We start from the raw sequence: 16,987 nt of genomic DNA, 5'->3' as shown, positions 1-16,987 counted from the left end.
AGTGTCCGGGTGTCCGCGGACACCTTTCCGGACACTTTCATTAAGCGGACAGGAGGGGGAGCGCGGGCCCGCAGGCTAGAATGCGGCGATCGTCTTCAAGGAAACGCGTGACATGTGTGGAATCGTGGGTGCGATCGCTGATCGCGACGTAGTGCCGGTGCTGATCGAAGGCCTGAAGCGCCTTGAGTACCGTGGTTACGATTCCTCGGGCATCGCGGTGATCGACCATGCCGAACGGCCGGATGTGCGCCGCGTGCGTCGTACCGGCCGTGTGTCGGAAATGGCCACTGCGGCCGAGGCCGAGGGCTTCAATGCAGTGCTGGGCATCGGTCACACCCGCTGGGCCACCCACGGTGGTGTCACCGAGGCCAACGCGCATCCGCACATCAGCCACGGCGTGGCGCTGGTGCACAACGGCATCATCGAAAATCACGAGGAGCAGCGCGAGAAGCTGCGTGCCCTGGGTTACACCTTCGAGTCGCAGACCGACACCGAAGTCATCGCGCACCTGATCCATCACCACCTGAAGGACGGCGACGACCTGCTGGTGGCGCTGCAGCACACGGTGAAGGAGCTGACCGGTGCCTACGCACTGGCCGTGGTCAGCCGCGCCGAGCCGGAACGCTTCGTCTGCGCGCGCATGGGCTGCCCGCTGCTGATCGGTCTGGGCGAGGGTGAGAACTTCGTGGCGTCCGACGTTTCGGCGGTGATCTCGGCCACCCGCAAGGTGATCTTCCTGGAAGAGGGCGACACCGCGGAGATCCGCCGCGACGGTGTGCGCATCTTCGATGAGCATGACCAGCCGATCGAGCGCGAGGTGCACCTGTCCGACGTATCGCTGGCATCGCTGGAGCTGGGCCCGTACCGCCACTTCATGCAGAAGGAAATCCACGAGCAGCCGCGCGCGCTGGGCGACACCATCGAGGCAGCGATCGACGCCGGTGGTTTTCCGGCCGAACTGTTCGGCAAGAATGCCGAGGCCGTGCTGTCAGGCATCGAAGGCGTGCAGATCATCGCCTGCGGCACCAGCTATTACGCCGGCCTGACCGCGCGCTACTGGATCGAAGCCATCGCCGGCCTGCCGTGCAGCGTGGAGATTGCCAGCGAGTACCGCTACCGCGCCGCCTATGCGAACCCGAAGCACCTGATCGTCACCATCTCCCAGTCCGGCGAAACGCTGGATACGATGGAGGCGCTGAAGTACGCCAAGTCGCTTGGCCACAAGCACACGCTGTCGATCTGCAACGTGCCGGAAAGCGCGATTCCGCGCGCCAGCGAGCTGGTCTGCTACACCCGCGCCGGCGCCGAGATCGGCGTGGCGTCGACCAAGGCCTTCACCACCCAGCTGGCCGCGCTGTTCCAGCTGACCGTGGTGCTGGGCAAGCTGCATGGCCGCATCGACGCGGCGCAGGAAGCGGACTACCTGGAGCAGCTGCGCTTCCTGCCGGGCAGCGTGCAGCACGCGCTGAACATGGAGCCGCAGATCGCCGCCTGGGCCGAGCGTTTCGCGCGCAAGAGCAGCGCACTGTTCCTGGGTCGTGGCCTGCATTACCCGATCGCGCTGGAAGGCGCGCTCAAGCTCAAGGAAATCTCCTACATCCACGCCGAGGCCTATCCGGCGGGCGAGCTGAAGCATGGCCCGCTGGCGCTGGTGGACGAGGACATGCCGGTAGTGGTGATCGCGCCCAACGACAGCCTGCTGGAGAAGGTGAAGTCGAACATGCAGGAAGTACGCGCGCGCGGCGGCGAGCTGTTCGTGTTCGCCGACCAGGACAGCAACTTCAACGAGTCCGAAGGCGTGCATGTGATCCGTACGCCGCGCCATGCCGGCGTGCTCAGCCCCATCGTGCACACCATCCCGGTGCAGCTGCTGGCGTACCACACCGCACTGGCACGTGGCACCGACGTGGACAAGCCACGCAACCTGGCCAAGAGCGTGACGGTGGAGTAACTCCGCCGGAACCGCTGGAAACTGCATGCGAAAGGGGCCCACGTGGCCCCTTTCGTTTGCGCCGGTGGTCGTGCCAAGTGGGACAGCCGCCGGGTGTTCTGTCCGCTGTCGGCAGCAGGCAATCAATCTTTAATGCGCGACATCGCCTGTATTCAGCGGCGGTTTCAGCCGCGGTGCCATTCTCTGGATCGTCAGTTGGTTCCCACGACGAACTGTCCTATCGATGCCGGTAGTGACCGATGGTCGCAGTCGTAGAATCGATTTGACCGAGGGCCGGGTTGAGCGGTTGAACCCACCTCGCTCGCGTTGCAGCACGATGTCTGCCGATCCATTCCAAGCGGCAGTCGGGTGCGCCAGACGTGCACTGAAAGGTCTGTTCCCGGGGAGGGGGCGCATCGGAAGAGCACACTTTTTGACTTAGTGACCTGCACCAGGAAACAAGAATGAACGTCCGCGAACTCCTGCAATCCAAGAAAGAAGCTGTCATCACCATCGACGCCGAAGACACCATCGGTGCAGCCGCCCACAAGATGAGCGCGAACAAGATCGCTGCGCTGGTGGTGATGAAGGACGATGCCCCGGTTGGCATCATTTCCGAGAAGGACATCGTGCGTACCCTGGCCGACGACGGCCCGCAGGCCGGCCGACGGGTGATCTCCAGCCTGCCGTCCACCGGTCTGGAAGGCATTGCGCCGGAGGCCACCCTGAAGCAGGCCATGTCGTTGATGACGTACTCGCGGCGCCGTCATCTGATGGTCACCGAAGGTACCCTGCTGGTGGGCATCCTCAGCCTGGGCGACATCGTGAAGAACCTGCTGGGTGAGCTGGAACTGGAAAAGGCCGTGCTGCAGGACATCTACATGGCCGCCCACTGAGGGCTGGACCCTTGGATGTAGAGAAGCCGGGCATTGCCCGGCTTCTTCGTTCACGGCTTTGGTGATATCAGAAAGTGACCTTCACCGAATCGGCGCTGTAGTTCGCCGGACCGTGATAGACCACTTCGATGTTGTTGCCATCCGGATCGAGCACAAAGGCGCCGTAGTAGCCGGGATGGTAAGGGCGCTCGCCGGGTGCGCCGTTGTCCTTGCCTCCGGCGGCGATGGCCGCCGTGTGGAAGGCATCGACGGTGGCGCTGTCGCGCGCCTGGAACGCCAGGTGGTGGCGGCCGGTCAGCTGGCCGGCGGCGGCTTCGCTGCTGGCGCTGGAAATGAACAGCTCGTCGGCCCAGAAGTAATCATCGCCTTCGCCGGCGATCGGGATGCCGATCGTATCGAACACCGCCTGGTAGAAGCGCCGGCTGGCGGCCAGGTCGCGTACGACCAGCTGGATGTGGTCGATCAGTCGTCCGCGGTGCAGTTCCATCGTTTCCATACCAACCTCGCAAAAAAGGGGACGGAGGGGATTAAGTCGCTTCCGGCTAATAGTGCCAGAAACGACTTAATCCCCTCCGTCCCCTTTTTATCAGTTGGCGATGATCTCGACCCAGTAGCCGTCCGGGTCCCTGATGAAGGCCAGGTTCTTCATGCGGCCATCGGTCAGGCGCTTCTGGAAGGTCACGCCCAGATCCTCGAAGCGCTGGCAGGCGGCCTCGATGTCCGGCACCGACACGCAGATGTGGCCGAAGCCGCGCGGGTCGCTGTTGCCGTCGTGGTAGACCGCGCCGTCCTGGCTCTCGGTACCGTGGTTGTGGGTCAGTTCCAGCACGCCCGGCAGGCCGGCCATCCACACGCGGCGGGCGTCGTCATCCTCGGGTACCACGGCGCCGGCCGGTACGTAGGCCAGGAAGTACAGGCTGAACTGGGCTTCGGCGAAGTCGCGCTTGTCGATCAGCTGGTAGCCCAGCACGCGCGTGTAGAAGTCCAGCGAGGCGGTGATGTCCTTCACCCGCAGCATGGTGTGGTTGAACACGAAGCCGGTGGTTTCGGCCGGAGCCTGGGCGGCGACGCCGGGGACATCGCGCAGGGCGGGAATGGTCATGGGGGAGGTCCTTCAGACAGGGCCGTTGCCGGCCGGATGTGCTTATTCTACCGGCCGCCACCTGACGGCACCGCGACGTACAATGGCTGGATCGCACCGTTCCGTCCTGATGACCATTGCCCGCCATGTCGCAGCGTGAATGGGTGGCCGCCGCCATCCGCAAGATCGAAGCCGATTTCAACCGTTCCGCCGATACCCACCTGATCCCGTTGGCGCTGCCCGGGTTCGATGGCATCGATGTGTACCTGAAGGATGAATCGAGCCATCCCACCGGCAGCCTCAAGCACCGGCTGGCCCGCTCGCTGTTCCTGTATGCGTTGACCAACGGCTGGTTGCGCGAGGGGCGGCCGGTGATCGAGGCATCCAGCGGCTCGACCGCGGTGTCCGAAGCCTATTTCGCGCGTCTGCTGGGCCTGCCATTCATCGCGGTGATTCCGGCCACGACCTCGCCGGAGAAGATTGCCGCGATCGAGTTCCATGGTGGCCGCTGCCATCTGGTCGAGCGCGCCTGCGACCTCAACTGTGATTCGGAGAAGCTGGCCCGCGAAACCGGCGGCCACTTCATGGATCAGTTCACCTACGCCGAGCGTGCCACCGACTGGCGCGCCAACAACAACATCGCCGAATCCATCTTCAAGCAGATGGCCGAAGAACCCAGCCCGGTTCCGGAATGGATCGTGTGCAGCCCCGGTACCGGCGGTACCGCAGCGACGCTGGGCCGCTATGTCAGCTACCGCCGGCATGACACCCGCATCCTCTGCGCGGACCCGGAAGTGTCGGTGTTCTTCGATGGCTATCAGGCTGCCGTGGCCGGCCAGCAGGACTGGCGTGGCCTGACCTGCAGCGGCGGTTCGCGCGTGGAAGGCATCGGCCGGCCGCGGGTGGAACCGAGCTTCATTCCGACCAGTGTGGATGCGATGGTGAAGGTGCCCGATGCACTGAGCCTGGCCGCGATGCGCCATGTCAGCCGCCAGCTCGGTCGACGCGTGGGGGGCTCCACTGGTACCAATTTCATCGGTGTGCTGCAGGCTGCGCAGTGGATGCGCGAGGCCGGCCACCAGGGCAGCATCGTCAGCATCCTGTGCGACAGCGGCGAGCGCTATGCGCAGAGCTACTACGACCCGGCGTGGTATGCACGGCAGGGGATCGATGTGCAGGGGGCCGACGCGCAGCTGGCTGCTGCGGTAGCCGGGCAGGGCCTGCCGCAACTGCCGTGGTGCAGCCTGGAAGCACTGTAGCCGGTCGGCATTTCCGCCGGGCATGGCCCGGCGCTACCGATCGTGCTGAAAGGGTAGCGCCGGGCCATGCCCGGCGAGCGCAGCAGTGTGTCGCACCCCGATCAATACCCCGCTGCGGTGAACGCATCCAGCACCGCATCACGCAGCGCATCGGGCAATGCCTCGATGTCCATCGCGCGATCATCCAGGTGCAGGCTTGGGTCCAGGCCGCTGGCCCGGCCCTGGGCCAGTGCCTGCAGCCACAGCAGCACGCAGATCACAAACTCTCGCTCATGGCCCAGCCGCAGCTGGCTGGCGCCGCGTTCGATCACCTCGAACGGGTACCACTCCTGGGCATCGTTGAAGGTGCCGCCCTGCTGCAGAACGGCCTGCAACTGCTGCAGGTGGCGCGGGGCGTCGTCGCCGGCATCGCACAGCGCGGCGATCCAGGTCAGCTCGGCCGTGCTGGCAGACAACGCCAGCGACCGCGCCGATGAGACGGATGCAACTGCAGCCAGACCTTCCATGTGGGGCCTCGTTGGGTACCTACCGCTGCGGACTCCCCCGCAGCCAGAGCTTCGAACCGCGACCGTAAGGCCGACGTGAATACCGGGCAGCGCCCCCTTGTCAGCCACGCCCGGCAGCGCCATATCTACGGTGCTGCCCGCCTGTCGGGCCCGTACCCTGGAGATCTGCCGTGACCGTTGACAACCCCCTGCTCGATTTTTCCGGCCTGCCGCGCTTCGAGGCGATCCGCCCCGAGCACGTGGCGCCGGCGCTGGACGTGCTGCTGGCCGAGGCCGAAGCCGCCGTCAGCGCAGCCGAGCAGGTGCAGCCGGTACGCTGGGAGACCTTCGTTGCCCCGCTGGACGATGCCACCGAGCGCCTGTGGCGTGCCTGGGGCCTGGTCGGCCACCTGCAGGGCGTGGTCAACACCCCGGAACTGCGCGAGGCCTACAACAGCAACCTGCCACGGGTGACCCGTTTCGCCAGTGCGCTGGGCCAGAACCTGGCGTTGTACCGGCAGTACCAGACCCTGGCTGCCAGCGCCGAGGCGGCGCACTTTGACGAGGCCCAGCGCAAGGTGCTGGACAACACGCTGCGCGATTTCCGCCTGGGTGGCGCTGAGCTGGCACCCGAGGCGCAGCAGCGTTTCGCCGCGATCAAGGAAGAGCTGTCGGCGCTGTCGGCGAAGTTCTCGCAGAACGTGCTCGACGCCACCGATGCGTGGTCGCTGATCGTCGAGGATGAAAACCGTCTGGCCGGCGTCCCCGCTGACGTGAAGGCCGCCGCGCATGCCGCAGCAGAGAAAGACGGCAAGACCGGCTGGAAACTGACTCTGCAGATGCCGTGCTACCAGCCGGTGCAGACCTGGGCTGAAGATCGCGATCTGCGCGAGATCCTGTATCGCGCCAGCGCGCAGCGTGCGTCCGAGTTCGGCGACGATGCATTGGACAACAGCGGCAACATCGACCGGATCCTGGCCCTGCGCGCTGAACTGGCCGCGCTGCTCGGTTTCGGCTCGTATGGTGATTATTCGGTAGCGACCAAGATGGCGCAGGACCCGGCCGAGGTGCTTGGTTTCCTGCGTGACCTGGCTACACGCGCCAAGCCGTTCGCGGCCAAGGACCGCGCCGAACTGGAGCAGTTCGCACGCGAACAGCTCGGCATCGACAGCCTGCAGGCCTGGGACCTGGCATTCGCCGCCGACCGCCTCAAGCAGGCGCGCTACAGCTATTCCGAGCAGGAAGTGAAGCAGTACTTCACCGAGCCCAAGGTGCTAGGCGGCCTGTTCTCGGTGATCGAACAGCTGTACGGCCTGCGCGTACAGGAAGACAGCGCGCCGGTCTGGCACGAGGATGTGCGCTTCTTCCGCCTGGTCGATGCGCAGGGCGCGCTGGTGGGCCAGTTCTACCTGGATCTGTACGCGCGCGAAGGCAAGCGCGGTGGCGCGTGGATGGATGATTGCCGCAACCGTCGCGAGCGTGCCGACGGCAGCGTGCAGACGCCGCTGGTCTACCTGGTGTGCAACTTCGGCCGTGGTGCCAATGGCAAGCCGGCCACCTTCAGCCACAACGAAGTGACCACCCTGTTCCATGAAATGGGCCACGGCCTGCATCAGCTGCTGACCCGCATCGGCGAACTGGGTGTGGCTGGCATCAACGGCGTGGAATGGGACGCGGTGGAGCTGCCCAGCCAGTTCATGGAGAACTTCTGCTGGGAATGGGACCACCTGCAGGGCATGACCGCGCATGTGGAAACGGGTGAGCCGCTGCCGCGCGCGCTGTACGAGCGCATGCTGGCCGCACGCAATTTCCATAGCGGCATGGCGACCGTTCGCCAGCTGGAGTTCGGCCTGTTCGACATGCTGCTGCACAGCCAGTTCGAGCCGGCGCAGGACAGCGTTCTGGCACTGCTCGATCGTGTGCGCGCGGAAGTGGCGGTGAACCACCCGCCGGTCTGGAACCGCTTCCCGCATCAGTTCAGCCACATCTTCGCCGGCGGCTACGGAGCCGGTTACTACAGCTACAAGTGGGCCGAGGTGCTGAGCGCCGATGCCTATGCGGCGTTCGAGGAGGCGCCGCAGGCGCTGGCTGAAACCGGCGCGCGCTTCCGCGAAGAGATCCTGTCGCGCGGTGGCAGCCGCCCGGCGGCGGAGAACTTCAAGGCTTTCCGTGGCCGCGCGCCGCAGATCGACGCGCTGCTGCGCCACTCGGGCATGGCGTAAGCGCAAAAAAAGGGGACGGAGGGGATTAAGTCGTTTGTGCAAAAACGACTTAATCCCCTCCGTCCCCTTTTTCTATTCGGCGTAGATCATCTTCCGGGTCATGCCGCCGTCCACGACGAAGTCCTGGCCAGTAGTGAAACCGGACAACGACGACAGCAGGTACACCGCCAGGGCGCCGATGTCCCCGGGGCGTCCAACACGCCCCACTGGATGCTGTGCATGGTCTTCGGCCGAGTACTGCGGCGCGTGTCGGCGTGAGGGCGCCTGCCAGTCAGAGGTGCCGATCCAGCCGGGGCTGATGCTGTTCACCCGCACCGCCGGCCCGCTGCTGATCGCCAGTGCGTGGGTGAAGGCGACCAGTCCACCCTTGGCTGCGGCATAGGCTTCGCTATGTGATTCGGATTGCCACGCGCGGGTCGAGGCGATGTTGATGATTGTGCCGGCAGCATTCGCCGACAGTGCCGGCAGCGCATGCTTGCTGCACAGGAACGCACCATGCAGCGACGAAAGGCGGCGCTGCCACTCGTCCCAGTCCATATCCTGCAACTTTGTGCCGTGTGGACCGGCGATGCCCGCGTTGTTCACCAGCCCGTCGATACGGCCGAAACGCTGCAGGGCCACGGCGATGAAGTCGCGCACGCTGGCTTCGTCGGTGATGTCCAGGCGCTGGAACGCGGCATCCTCGCCGCGCTGCCATTCCGCCAGACACGCTTCTCCGGCCTCCACGTCCAGGTCGCCGATCAGCACGCGTCCACCGGCACCAAGTACGGCCTGGGCAATACCACGGCCGATGCCGTTGGCACCGCCGGTGACCAGCACAACCTTGCCTGACAGTGGCGCGGCCGGCCATGCGGCGATCGGCGGCACCGTGCTCACGTCAGGTCTTCGCCGCGCAGGCGGCGATGCCAGCCGTCCACACCGATGCGGTCCAGGGTCTGGATGTTGCGCTCGACGATCACGTCCGGGTCCGGATAGACATCCACCGCGCGTGCCACGCTGTCTTCGCGCAGCAGGTGCAGGGTGGGGAAGGGTGCGCGGTTGGTGTAGTTGCTGGCGTCGTCCGCGGCCACGCCATCGAACTGGTAGTCCGGGTGGAAGCTGGCCACCTGCAGGATGCCCTGCAGGTCCAGTGCCTCGATCGCCGCATCGGCGTTGTCGAGGAAATCGTTGTAGTCGAGGAAATCGGTCAGCACCTGCGGATGCACGATCAGCGTCGTGTCGATCTGCTCGGCCGGCGTATCGCGCAGCAGCACCAGCTCCTCGGCCAGCTGTTCAACCAGCGCTTCCGGCGTGGTCGCATCGCTGAGCACGATGCGGACCTGGTCCTTCACGTACACCGCCTTGGCGAACGGGCACAGGTTCAGGCCGATGACGATGCGCTCCAGCCACAGGCGGGTGGCGGCGATCGGGTCATCGGTGGGCAGGTGGGAATCGGTCATGGCGGGCACGTGGGCTGGCGGGGCCGCCATTGTAGGCAGTGTGCCGGTGCTGCGCTGTCCACTGTGCAGGAACTGAACAGTGGCGAAGCTGGAAATTCCTGAAGATTCAAACCGTTGCGCGCTACCGATGGATGGCCGATTGCCAGTCCGGGGCGACGGGCGTGGAATGGATGCACGACACAGGAGGACACCCATGACTGCATCTTCCCCGTGGCTGCCGGACGCCCTCTGGGCCGGCGCCTTCTTTGATGGCCACTGGCAGGCTGCCCCGCAACGGCACCCGGTGATTGAACCGGCCACTGGCCGGGAGCTGGGCGAGATCGGCCTGGCCGACCCGGCGCAGATCGCGCGTTCGGCGGCTGCCGCGGCACAGGCGCAGCAGGCTTGGGCGGCGGCGCCCTACGAACAGCGTGCCGACGTGCTGCGCAAGGCCGCGCGTCTGGCCGAAGAGAACATCGACACCCTGGTCGAGTGGCTGGTGCGCGAAAGCGGCTCGACCCGCCTGAAGGCCGGCTTCGAGGCCAAGGTGACGATCAAGGCGCTGCACGAGGCCGCCGCACTGCCGTCGCGCAGCACGGGTGAGATCCTGCCCTCCGAGCCGGGCAAGCTGAATCTGGCGCGGCGCCGCCCGCTGGGTGTGGTCGGGGTCATTTCGCCGTTCAACTTCCCGCTCTATCTGGCGATGCGTGCGGTGGCCCCGGCGATCGCGCTGGGCAACGCTGTGGTTCTCAAGCCGGACCCGCGTACGGCAGTGTGTGGTGGCGCGGTGATCGCACGCCTGTTCGAGCAGGCGGGCCTGCCGGCAGGCGTGCTGCACATGCTGCCCGGCGATGGCGCGGCCGGGGCCGCGCTGACCAGTGACCCGCACGTGGCGATGATCCAGTTCACCGGTTCCACCGCCGCCGGGCGCAAGGTCGGCGAAGCGGCGGGCAAGCACCTGAAAAAGGTTTCGCTGGAGTTGGGTGGCAAGAATTCGTTGATCATCCTGGACGATGCGGACCTGGACCTGGCGGTGGCCAACACCGCGTGGGGCGTCTACCTGCACCAGGGCCAGATCTGCATGGCGACCGGCCGCGTGCTGGTGCACCGGAAGATCCATGACACGTTCCTGCAGAAACTGGTGGCCAAGGCCAACGCGCTGAAGGTAGGCGACCCGGCACGTGAGGACGTGGCGATCGGCCCGCTGATCAATGCTGGCCAGCGCGACCATGCTGCACGCGTGGTCGAGCAGGCGGTGCAGGCCGGTGCCACGCTGGAAGCGGGCGGCACACACCGGGAGCTGTTCTTCGCACCCACCGTGCTCGGCAACGTTGCGGCCGACAATCCGGCCTTCAGCGAGGAAATCTTCGCGCCGGTAGCGGTGGTGGTGCCGTTCGACAATGACGACGAAGCGGTGCGCCTGGCCAACGACAGCGAGTACGGGCTGTCGATGGCGATCGTGTCCAGCAACGTCGGCCGCGCGCTGAAGATCGGCGAGCGCCTGCGTACCGGTCTGCTGCACATCAACGACCAGACCGTGAATGACGAGGTGATCAACCCCTTCGGCGGCGTCGGCGCGTCCGGCAACGGCACCAGCATCGGTGGCCCGGCCAACGGCGAGGAGTTCACCCAGTGGCAGTGGTTGACCGTCAAGGGCGAAGCGCCCGCTTACCCGATCTGATCGAAGGAGCCATCCCGATGAACGACAACAACGCAACGCGTGAGATCACCGCCGCCGTGGTACGCGGCAAGGAGCAGCCCTTCGTCATCGAGCAGGCGACGCTGCGCGGTCCCCAGGGCGACGAGGTGCTGGTGAAGGTGGTGGCCACCGGCCTGTGCCATACCGACCTGATCGTGCGCGATCAGTACTATCCGGTGCCGCTGCCGGCGGTGCTGGGCCATGAGGGGGCGGGCATCGTCGAAGCGGTTGGCCCGAACGTGCGCGACCTCAAGGCGGGGGATCACGTGGTGCTGACCTACGGCGCCTGTGGTCACTGCAATCCCTGCCGGGGTGGACACGGTGCTTACTGCAGGGATTTCTTCGCCCTGAACTTCGGTGGCGATGATGGCCACGGCCATACCGCGATCACCGATGCGCAGGGCCAGCCGCTGCACGATCATTTCTTCGCCCAGTCCTCGTTTGCCACCTACGCGCTGGCCCGCGAGATCAATGCGATCAAGGTGCCTGATGACGCACCACTGGAACTGCTGGGCCCGTTGGGGTGCGGCATCCAGACCGGTGCCGGTGCGGTGCTCAACTCGCTGCAGGTGCGGTCGGGCAGCAGCTTTGCAAGCTATGGTGCCGGTGCGGTGGGCCTGAGCGCGGTGATGGCGGCCAGGGTGGCCGGGGCCACGACCATCATTGCCATCGACGTGGTGCCTTCGCGCCTGGAGCTTGCTCTGGAGCTGGGGGCCACCCACGTGGTCGACAGCCGGGAGACCGATGTGGTCGAGGCGGTGCGTGCGATCACGGGTGGGGGTGCTGACTTCGCGCTGGAATCGACCGGTCGTCCGGACGTGCTGTCCGCTGGCGTCGAGGCGCTGGGTGGGCTGGGCATGATGGGCGTGGTCGGTGCGCCGAAGCTGGGCACCACCGCCAGTTTCGATGTGAACAACCTGCTGCTCGGCGGTCGCAGCATCCGCGGCATCGTCGAGGGCGACAGTGTGCCGCAGGTGTTCATTCCGCAGCTGGTGACCCTGTTCCAGCAGGGGCGCTTCCCGTTCGACAAGCTGGTCAAGTTCTATCCGCTGGAACAGATCAACCAGGCGGCCGAAGACAGCACCCGTGGCATCACCCTGAAGCCGGTGCTGCGCATCGCGGCGTAGTTTCCCCTGTTGGTAGTGCCGGCCGCTGGCCGGCATGGGGCAGATCCGTTTTCCAGAAGATAACGGCTCTGCCCCTTTGTTTGAACGCGTCTTGAAACGGAAACGCTCCGTTGTGAAGACGTAACATGGCGTTGCCGCTGGCGGGTGTACGCTGCGTCCATGATGGCCACGACAGTCGGGCAGCAACAACTGGTGGCGGCACGTGCCGCTTTCGCCGAGGGCGATGCGCGCTCATTGGGCGTGTTGCCGCTGCCGCTTCAGCAGTCATGGCTGCGTTCGCGCGCGGCGGGCCTGCAACCGGGGCAGGAGCCGGACTATCGGCCGCTGCTGGGGCGTGGACAGCGTCTCCCGCATCCCGACGACCGGCGCCTGGCACGTTGCGTGCAGCCGGAGCTGGAACAGCTCTGGGCGGCCTTCGGCGGGCGTGGCTGGACGATGTTCTGCGCCAACCGCGACGGCATGGTGATCGCGCAGCAGGCCCACGGGCTGGAAGATGCTCCCTTGCTGCGGCCGATCCAGGTTGGGCGACAGCTTGGCGAGACGGAGATCGGCACCACCGCGCCGGCGGTCAGTCTGGCCGACGATGTGCCGGCACTGGTGCGCGGCAACGAACATTACCTGCAGCGATTCGCGCCGGTGTTCTGCCTGAGCGAGCCACTGCACGATCTCGACGGCCGGGTCTGCGGGGTGATCGACATCACCGGTCTTGGCGAGCGCGATCCCGCCCTGCTGCAGGGCTATTTCCGGCAGGCTGCGCTGGCCAGCGAAAATCGCTTGTTCCACAGCCTCACCGACGTGCATCTGCTGGCCGTGCAACATGATCCGCGCTGGCTGGCATCACCGCTGCAGGGACTGCTGGCGGTGCAGGAGGATGGCCAGCTGCGTGCAGCCAACCGCGTTGCACGGCGCCTGCTGGGCCTGCCACGGCGCGGCCCGTTGCCGCTGCTGGGGCTGGAAGCGCTGTTTGCCGGTGCCAGTGCGGCGCAACGGCGTCGCCTGCTGCAACCGGGCGCAGCGCATCGTGTCCGGCTGGGCGAAGGCAGTGCGGTCTACCTGCAGCGTCTGCAGGGGCCGCGGGGCGGGGCGCACCGGTCTACTCAGCGGAGCACCCCGGCAGATCCGGTCGCGCCGCTGCTGCGTGACCAGCAGCGTGAGGCCGCGCGTCGCGCGGCCCTGGCCGCTGACGGCAACCTCAGCCTGGCCGCACGCCAGTTGGGAATCTCGCGCACCACGCTGTACAAGCTGCTGCGCGATTGACCGCGTAGTCCACCGGGCAGGGCCCGGCGGGGGCATCAGTCGCGGAAGTTGTTGAACTGCAGCGGCAGTTCGAACTTGCCGGCCTTGAGCACGGCGATGGCGTCCTGCAGATCGTCGCGCTTCTTGCCCTGCACGCGCAGCTTGTCGCCGTTGATCTGGCTTTCCACCTTCAGCTTGGCGTCCTTCAGTGCCGCCGCGATCTTCTTGGCGATCTTCTGCTCGATGCCCTGCTTGACGGTGATCTTCTGCCGGGCCTGGGCCAGGTTGGTTTCGATGTCGCCGAACTCCAGGCTGAGCACGTCGATGCCGCGCGCGGCCAGGCGTGCGCGCAGGATGTCGTTCATCTGCTTGAGCTGGAACTCGGTCGGCGCAGTCTGGTTGATCACATCGCCATCGCGCTCGAACTTGGCGTCCACGCCCTTGAAGTCGAAGCGGGTGGCCAGTTCGCGATTGGCTTGGTCGATGGCGTTGGTCAGCTCGTGGGTGTCGACTTCAGACACGACGTCGAAGGAAGGCATGGGCGGTGCTCCGCAGAATTCAGTGGCGGTCATTCTATCGTGCTGGCTGCATACCCGTTTTGTAGAGTCGAGCCATGCTCGACTCTACAAGGCGGCCCGCCGAGCATGGCTCGGCGCTACATAAGAGCAACAGGCGGGCGATAATGGGCCATGAACGTGCAACGCTCCCCTTCGCGTGCGGTGGCCTGGATGGTCGCTGCGGTCGCCTGTTTCTCGCTGATGGATGCTGGCATGAAGCAGCTGTCGGCCAGCTATCCGACCCTGGAAGTGACCTTCCTGCGTGGTGCGGCTTCGTTGCCGTTCGTGCTGGTCTGGGTGCTGGTCAGCGCCGGCCCGCGCTCGCTGATCCCGCGCCGCTGGGGCCTGCACTTGCTGCGTGGCGGGCTGGGCATGGCGATGATCGGCTGCTTCGTGTTCGCCCTGCGTGACCTGCCGCTGTCCACCGCCTACACCATCTATTTCGTTGCCCCACTGCTGATCGCCGCGCTGTCGGTGCCGTTGCTGGGTGAGCGGGTTGGCCCGCGGCGCTGGGTGGCCATCGGCATCGGCCTGGTCGGCGTGCTGGTGGTGCTGCGGCCGGGCGTGGACGGCTTCATTTCGGTGCCGGGGCTGATGGTGCTGGCCGCGGCCACCGCGTATGCCGTGGCGGCGATCACGGTCAGCCTGCTCACCCGCACCGATACCTCGCAATCGATGGTGGTCTGGTTCCTGGTGATCATGGCCATCGGTGCCGGCCTGCTGGCCCTTCCCGGCTGGGTGCCACTGCAGCTGGCGCATGCGCCGCTGATCGCCGGCATGGGTCTGGCCGGAGCGCTCGGTCAGATCGCCCTGACCAAGGCCTTCCAGCTGGGAGAGGCGTCGATGATCGCGCCGTTGGAGTACAGCGGCCTGGTGTGGGTGATCGGCTGGGACCTGGCCTTCTGGGGCCAGCTGCCGGACAGCTATACCTGGGTGGGCGCGGCGATCATCGTCGCCTCGGGGCTGTACCTGCTGCACCGTGAGCGGGTGAACCGGCAGGAACCGCCGAAGCCGCTGGATCATCCCTGAGCCGGGGTAGTGCCGGCCGCTGGCCGGCAACTCCTTGCCCCGGAGGGATCGCTGCAGGTGCCGGCCAGCGGCCGACACTACCGGGTGCGGGCGACTTAGAACCAAAAGGAATAACATTCTGGTCCATGGCGCGGGCGCGCGACCGCTTGCGCTGGTAGGCTGCACGCCCCCTTCCGTCACCCAGCCGGTGAGCCACGCCCGTGATCGAGTTCCAGCGCCTGCACAAATCCTATGCCGTTGCCGGCCGCGCAGTCAGCGCGCTGCAGCCGCTGGACCTGACCATCGAGGCCGGTGAGGTATTCGGCATCATCGGCCATTCCGGCGCCGGCAAGTCGACCCTGATCCGCATGATCAACCGCCTGGAAGAGCCCAGCGGTGGTCGCCTGCTGATCGGTGGCGAGGATGTCACCGCACTGGACGCGGATGGCCTGCGCGCGTTGCGCCGGCGCATCGGCATGATCTTCCAGCACTTCAACCTGCTGTCGTCGCGCACGGTGGCCGGCAATGTCGCCTTCCCGCTGGAGCTGGCCGGCACGCCGAAGGCGGAGATCGACGCGCGCGTGGCCGAGTTGCTGCAGACCGTGGGCCTGGAGGCGCATGCGCAGAAGTACCCCGCACAGCTGTCCGGTGGCCAGAAGCAGCGCGTCGGCATCGCCCGTGCGCTGGCGACACGCCCGCAGATCCTGCTGTGCGACGAGGCCACCAGTGCGCTGGACCCGCAGACCACCGCCTCGGTGTTGTCGCTGCTGTCGAAGATCAATCGCGAGCTGGGCCTGACCATCGTGCTGATCACCCACGAGATGGATGTGATCCGCCGTGTCTGCGACCGTGTCGCCGTGCTCGACGCCGGCCAGATGGTCGAGACCGGGCCGGTCACCCGGGTGTTCCTGCATCCGCAGCACCCGACCACGCGCCGTTTCGTCAGCGAATCGGAGCACGTGGACGAAGGCGCGCTGCATCGTGATTTCGATGCCGTCGGTGGCCGCATCGTGCGGCTGACCTTCCTCGGCGGAGACACCTACGAACCCCTGCTCGGCAGTGTCGCGCGGGAGACCGGGGTCGACTACAACATCCTGTCCGGCCGTATCGACCGGATCAAGGACACCCCGTATGGCCAGCTGGTGGTCGCCCTGGTGGGCGGTGACCAGTCCGCCGCGCAGGCCGCGTTCGTGGCTGCCGGCGTGCACGTTGAGGAGCTGCGTCGATGATCATCGCCACTGCCGGCGGATTCTTCCGCCACCTGGATGCGGGCAAGTGGGCCGACATCGGCCAGGCCACCATCGACACTCTTCTGATGCTGCTCGGTTCGCTGCCGCTGACCCTGGCCATCGGCCTGCCGCTGGGCGTGCTGCTGTACCTGTTCGGTGCGCCGCAGATGAAGCGCCGTCCGTTCGCCTACGGCGTGCTGGCGCTGGTGGTGAACCTGTTGCGCTCGGTGCCTTTCATCATCCTGATGATCGTGCTGATCCCGGTCACCCTGTTCCTGATGGGGACGTCGCTGGGGGTACGCGGTGCGATCGTGCCGCTGGTGATCGGTGCCGCGCCGTTCTACGCGCGCCTGGTCGAAACCGCACTGCGCGAAGTGGACCGTGGCGTGATCGAAGCGACCCAGTCGATGGGTGCCACCACCTGGCAGCTGGTCACCCGCGTGCTGCTGCCCGAGGCACGCCCCGGCCTGATCGCCGGTGCGACGGTCACCACCGTGGCGCTGATCGGCTTCACCGCGATGGGCGGTGCGATTGGTTCCGGCGGCCTTGGTGACCTGGCGTTCCGCGATGGCTACCAGCGTTCGCACACCGACGTGGCCCTGGTTACCGTGGTGCTGCTGTTGGTTCTGGTGCAGCTGCTGCAGATGCTCGGCGACCGCCTGGTCGCGCATTACAGCCGCAAATGACGAGGCGCCGGGGCGCTGCCCCCGGCGTCGCCCGGTGCATCGCGGCAGCCGGCCAGCGGCCGGCTCTACCCCATTGCCTGGAAACGGTAGTGCCGGCCGCTGGCCGGCAGAGCCCGCAGAACCTGCAGAACTTCGACAGTGTACCTGTCATAGC

At 66.4% G+C, this 16,987-nt stretch carries 16 protein-coding genes; 10 read left to right on the top strand and 6 right to left on the bottom strand.

Features of this window, described 5'->3' with window-relative positions:
• The first annotated feature begins 112 nt into the window (after positions 1–112).
• Positions 113–1,951 (top strand): glutamine--fructose-6-phosphate transaminase (isomerizing), encoded by a 1,839-nt coding sequence (gene glmS, locus AC5O77_RS13950; RefSeq protein ID WP_049399202.1) that lies wholly within the window; start codon positions 113–115, stop codon positions 1,949–1,951.
• Between the two features lie 443 nt (positions 1,952–2,394).
• On the top strand, positions 2,395–2,826 hold the full coding sequence (locus AC5O77_RS13945; protein ID WP_006394252.1) for a CBS domain-containing protein: 432 nt from the start codon (positions 2,395–2,397) through the stop codon (positions 2,824–2,826).
• A 67-nt stretch (positions 2,827–2,893) separates the two neighbouring features.
• Here AC5O77_RS13945 and AC5O77_RS13940 read toward each other — a convergent pair whose 3' ends face one another.
• Positions 2,894–3,322, bottom strand: coding sequence for a VOC family protein (locus AC5O77_RS13940; RefSeq protein ID WP_012512160.1), 429 nt, complete (start codon positions 3,320–3,322; stop codon positions 2,894–2,896).
• A gap of 90 nt (positions 3,323–3,412) precedes the next feature.
• Positions 3,413–3,928, bottom strand: a complete 516-nt coding sequence (gene gloA / locus AC5O77_RS13935; protein ID WP_478057573.1) for a lactoylglutathione lyase — start codon at positions 3,926–3,928, stop codon at positions 3,413–3,415.
• A gap of 125 nt (positions 3,929–4,053) precedes the next feature.
• Here gloA and AC5O77_RS13930 point away from each other — a divergent pair, with 125 nt between their 5' ends.
• Positions 4,054–5,166, top strand: a complete 1,113-nt coding sequence (locus tag AC5O77_RS13930; RefSeq protein WP_065724642.1) for a PLP-dependent cysteine synthase family protein — start codon at positions 4,054–4,056, stop codon at positions 5,164–5,166.
• A gap of 101 nt (positions 5,167–5,267) precedes the next feature.
• Here AC5O77_RS13930 and AC5O77_RS13925 read toward each other — a convergent pair whose 3' ends face one another.
• On the bottom strand, positions 5,268–5,672 hold the full coding sequence (locus AC5O77_RS13925) for a hypothetical protein (RefSeq protein WP_329913800.1): 405 nt from the start codon (positions 5,670–5,672) through the stop codon (positions 5,268–5,270).
• Between the two features lie 170 nt (positions 5,673–5,842).
• On the opposite strand from AC5O77_RS13925, the gene AC5O77_RS13920 reads away from it, so the two are divergent.
• A complete protein-coding gene (locus AC5O77_RS13920; RefSeq protein WP_478057572.1) occupies positions 5,843–7,873 on the top strand; it encodes a M3 family metallopeptidase in 2,031 nt (676 codons plus the stop codon).
• Between the two features lie 72 nt (positions 7,874–7,945).
• On the opposite strand, the gene AC5O77_RS13915 is transcribed toward AC5O77_RS13920, so the two are convergent.
• Positions 7,946–8,749 carry an SDR family oxidoreductase gene (locus tag AC5O77_RS13915; protein ID WP_478057571.1) on the bottom strand — a complete coding sequence of 268 codons (804 nt, stop codon included), beginning with the start codon at positions 8,747–8,749 and terminating at the stop codon, positions 7,946–7,948.
• Positions 8,746–9,312, bottom strand: a complete 567-nt coding sequence (locus AC5O77_RS13910) for a DUF1415 domain-containing protein (RefSeq protein ID WP_032129027.1) — start codon at positions 9,310–9,312, stop codon at positions 8,746–8,748. The genes AC5O77_RS13915 and AC5O77_RS13910 overlap by 4 nt, the downstream gene beginning before the upstream one ends.
• Positions 9,313–9,505: 193 nt before the next feature.
• Between AC5O77_RS13910 and AC5O77_RS13905 the strand changes: the two genes are divergently transcribed.
• The 3 genes from AC5O77_RS13905 to AC5O77_RS13895 all read left to right on the top strand — a co-directional run bounded on the left by AC5O77_RS13905 (position 9,506) and on the right by AC5O77_RS13895 (position 13,374).
• Complete coding sequence (locus AC5O77_RS13905) at positions 9,506–10,972, top strand: benzaldehyde dehydrogenase (RefSeq protein ID WP_049421407.1); 1,467 nt, start codon at positions 9,506–9,508, stop codon at positions 10,970–10,972.
• Positions 10,973–10,989: 17 nt separating this feature from the next.
• Complete coding sequence (locus AC5O77_RS13900) at positions 10,990–12,117, top strand: NAD(P)-dependent alcohol dehydrogenase (RefSeq protein ID WP_494506913.1); 1,128 nt, start codon at positions 10,990–10,992, stop codon at positions 12,115–12,117.
• A gap of 162 nt (positions 12,118–12,279) precedes the next feature.
• Entirely contained in the window at positions 12,280–13,374 is a 1,095-nt protein-coding gene (locus AC5O77_RS13895; protein WP_478057569.1) for a helix-turn-helix domain-containing protein, read from the top strand.
• 35 nt (positions 13,375–13,409) lie between these two features.
• Here AC5O77_RS13895 and AC5O77_RS13890 read toward each other — a convergent pair whose 3' ends face one another.
• Positions 13,410–13,892, bottom strand: a complete 483-nt coding sequence (locus AC5O77_RS13890) for a YajQ family cyclic di-GMP-binding protein (protein ID WP_006471121.1) — start codon at positions 13,890–13,892, stop codon at positions 13,410–13,412.
• Positions 13,893–14,042: 150 nt separating this feature from the next.
• Here AC5O77_RS13890 and AC5O77_RS13885 point away from each other — a divergent pair, with 150 nt between their 5' ends.
• The 3 genes from AC5O77_RS13885 to AC5O77_RS13875 all read left to right on the top strand — a co-directional run bounded on the left by AC5O77_RS13885 (position 14,043) and on the right by AC5O77_RS13875 (position 16,833).
• Entirely contained in the window at positions 14,043–14,939 is an 897-nt protein-coding gene (locus tag AC5O77_RS13885) for a DMT family transporter (RefSeq protein ID WP_049399222.1), read from the top strand.
• A gap of 200 nt (positions 14,940–15,139) precedes the next feature.
• A complete protein-coding gene (locus tag AC5O77_RS13880; RefSeq protein WP_032129022.1) occupies positions 15,140–16,147 on the top strand; it encodes a methionine ABC transporter ATP-binding protein in 1,008 nt (335 codons plus the stop codon).
• Positions 16,144–16,833: a methionine ABC transporter permease gene (locus tag AC5O77_RS13875; protein ID WP_032129021.1), complete on the top strand. Its 690-nt coding sequence runs from the start codon at positions 16,144–16,146 to the stop codon at positions 16,831–16,833. Before AC5O77_RS13880 ends, AC5O77_RS13875 begins: the two co-directional genes overlap by 4 nt.
• Positions 16,834–16,987 lie beyond the last annotated feature (154 nt).

The organism is Stenotrophomonas sp. INTA L402-1, from assembly GCF_059295135.1.
The sequence above is the reverse complement of the archived record's forward strand: the minus strand, read 5'-3'. Positions and strand labels throughout refer to the sequence as shown.